This is a genomic window from Agathobaculum ammoniilyticum (assembly GCF_025567315.1).
GTDB lineage: Bacteria > Bacillota > Clostridia > Oscillospirales > Butyricicoccaceae > Agathobaculum > Agathobaculum ammoniilyticum.
Genome location: NZ_JAOQJE010000028.1, coordinates 1 through 2,392, shown reverse-complemented (window position 1 = coordinate 2,392; position 2,392 = coordinate 1). Strand labels below are relative to the sequence as shown.

Annotated in this window: 3 protein-coding genes; all 3 read right to left on the bottom strand. The window is 53.8% G+C overall.

Translation table 11 applies throughout. The annotated features are described in order from the left end of the window. Positions 1-31 precede the first annotated feature (31 nt). From OCV66_RS15120 to OCV66_RS15110, 3 genes are read right to left on the bottom strand one after another with little or no spacing between them, the layout of a single operon-like run. Positions 32-952: a hypothetical protein gene (locus OCV66_RS15120; RefSeq protein ID WP_054328499.1), complete on the bottom strand. Its 921-nt coding sequence runs from the start codon at positions 950-952 to the stop codon at positions 32-34. Then, positions 942-1,505, bottom strand: a complete 564-nt coding sequence (locus tag OCV66_RS15115; protein ID WP_054328498.1) for a DUF5697 family protein — start codon at positions 1,503-1,505, stop codon at positions 942-944. Before OCV66_RS15115 ends, OCV66_RS15120 begins: the two co-directional genes overlap by 11 nt. Continuing rightward, complete coding sequence (locus OCV66_RS15110) at positions 1,502-2,347, bottom strand: helix-turn-helix domain-containing protein (RefSeq protein WP_147574624.1); 846 nt, start codon at positions 2,345-2,347, stop codon at positions 1,502-1,504. The genes OCV66_RS15115 and OCV66_RS15110 overlap by 4 nt, the downstream gene beginning before the upstream one ends. Positions 2,348-2,392 lie beyond the last annotated feature (45 nt).

The following is a 2,392-nucleotide window of genomic DNA, read 5'->3' as shown; positions in this document are numbered from 1 at the left end:
TACAGGGGGTACCGCCGCTCTTTCCGTATCGCTACCCAATTTTCCCCTTTATTTTACCCCGCAGCCATTTCCTGCCCTCCATGTACGAGGTTATCTCCACATTCACAATATCCTCCGGACGGAATTGGCTGTCCTCAAACTGCCTGGCATAACGGCAAACTACCGTGCAGCCATCCGTCAGCCGCGCAAACACACCGCCCTTATATTTGCTGATGATAGTGGCAAGCCGGATCGAACCCACAGGATGACGGTACTCCGCCCCAATATACGGATCAGGCGCGGCGTCCTTTACCGAAATTTCCAAATTCCCCTCATCCACCGCTATCACTTTTGCTTTCAGCCTTTGTCCCGGCCGGTAAACAGACCGCAAATCTCCAAGGCAGGAATAAGACAATCCGGATTGAGTCACCGTATAGTCAAAACCATGACAGGACATTGTCAGCAGGCCCGGCCCAACACTCAGGATCTCACAGCTTGTTATGTCGCCGGCCTGCAGCCGCTCAACCATTGTCATTTGCCATCTCCTGCGATCCATTGCCCGTACCCGTGAGGCGATGGCAAATTCATTCAGCCGGTCTACCGCTATAATCACAAAATCCACATTTGCCCCGCCCATATGGTTGAACACGAAGCTCTCTCTTTCCTCGCCCGGCCACCATATCAACGGCTCCGGAATCAGTATCTTTACTCGGTACGGCACAACCACAATGCAAGTAATTTCATCCGGCCCGTCGCCATCTCCCTCTGCGCTGTCCATGGAAGGCGCCGCAATCTTCTCTACGCCGATCACGGTTCCATGCAGCAGCGCTCCGGACCGGTAGGAAGCATAAATGCTGTTCCATTCTGTTCGTCCTTCGGGAGTCAGTTCCTTATCCAGTTCTTTATAATCCGATTCAAAAAACTTTTGCCGTGAGCTTTCCAGCCATTGCTGCATTCTCTGGTCAATCCCCATGACGTTTTCCCTCCAAACTTTTTATTTTCAGGCGGCCTGCGCTGTCTGTGTATGCTGCTACGCACGGAACATGTGTCCCGATCCGTTCCAATTGTCCTTCATCTGCCAGAAGCATCACCTGTAAGGTCTTTATCTTCGCTTTTTTCCGCATTACAGACAACTGTGTACCGCAGCGCCATTCCATCCCTACTGGGACATAAAGGATCAAAAGCTGTAATTCCCGTACGGCGTAGTATGCCAGCATCAGATACGGCCTTGGAGGCGTCATTATCTCAGGCGCATCCCCTTGTTCGGCAAACGAAAAAGCGATATCAAATGCACGGATAATATTGCGGTCACACTCCTTGCCAGGTATCACAAGATCGCCTGTGTTTTCATCAATATGGATATCCCCTTTATACCGCAGCTGCCGAACAATACTCTTTGCAGCCTTCTCCTCCATACCAAAGCACAGCCGGAGAAATGTTTTGGCCTGGCGCATCTTCATGCAGCCCAACTGTTCCAGGGCGTCCAGCAGCCTGATTTGCGGCTCGCTGCAATACATTGACTTCATATCGCCAACCTCCGTTTCACCCGGTTCACCACAGGGTCGAGCAGCGCTTCGCTCCCCATCTCCACGATCGTACTGAAAATGACCTTGGCGGTGTAGACCAGCGTATTGGAGAGCGCCTCGTTCTCGTTCCGCCGCAGCCTGTACAGCGCTTCGTCGAGCACGTCCGCGTTCAGCCGCCGGAGCGTGTCGCGGACATAGCCCCGCGGATAGGTGCAGGCGCCAAGCTGCAGCCGACCGCAGTAGTACAGCCACGAGACCGCGTCACGGAACACCGTCGCTTCCTCCGGCGCATAGCGGGAAAGCGCACATCGCTGCAAGATCGCCGCTATGGCCCCGCGCCCGTCCTCTGCGCCCGCGCGCGGGACTGTCGGAAGCTCATCATCAGTATCCCTGTACTCCTTCTTACTCTTCTCCTTCTTACTTGTGTGCGGTTTTTGCAGGTCTAAAACTGCCGTTTCCGCACTTCTGGAACTGCCGTTTTGGCAGGTCAAGACCTGCGGATTCGGCATATCAAGAACTGCAATTTCGGCCGGTCTTTCAGACGTATTCTTGTCCGTATCCAACTGTCCTTCCGGCATGTCTGGCTGTTCAACTGCCGGTTCCGCTGTATCAGGCGTCTCGTTATCCTCTTCCAGAACTGCCATTTCTGAGCCGTTGCGGCGGGACAACTGGTAGCGGTTGAGCAGGAACGTGTAGGCCACTTTGCTCTCCAAACCCATATCCATGTAACGCGGGTCGCAGAACAGCCACCGCGGCATCTGCATGTGGAAATAGGAAATGGCGCCGGACAGCTTCATCAGCGTAAAGTCCGGCCGGTCTTCTGCAGCGATGTTCTTTTTCATAAGGCAGCATCCTCGCTTTCGTTGTCTAATTCGTTGTTTCGATCC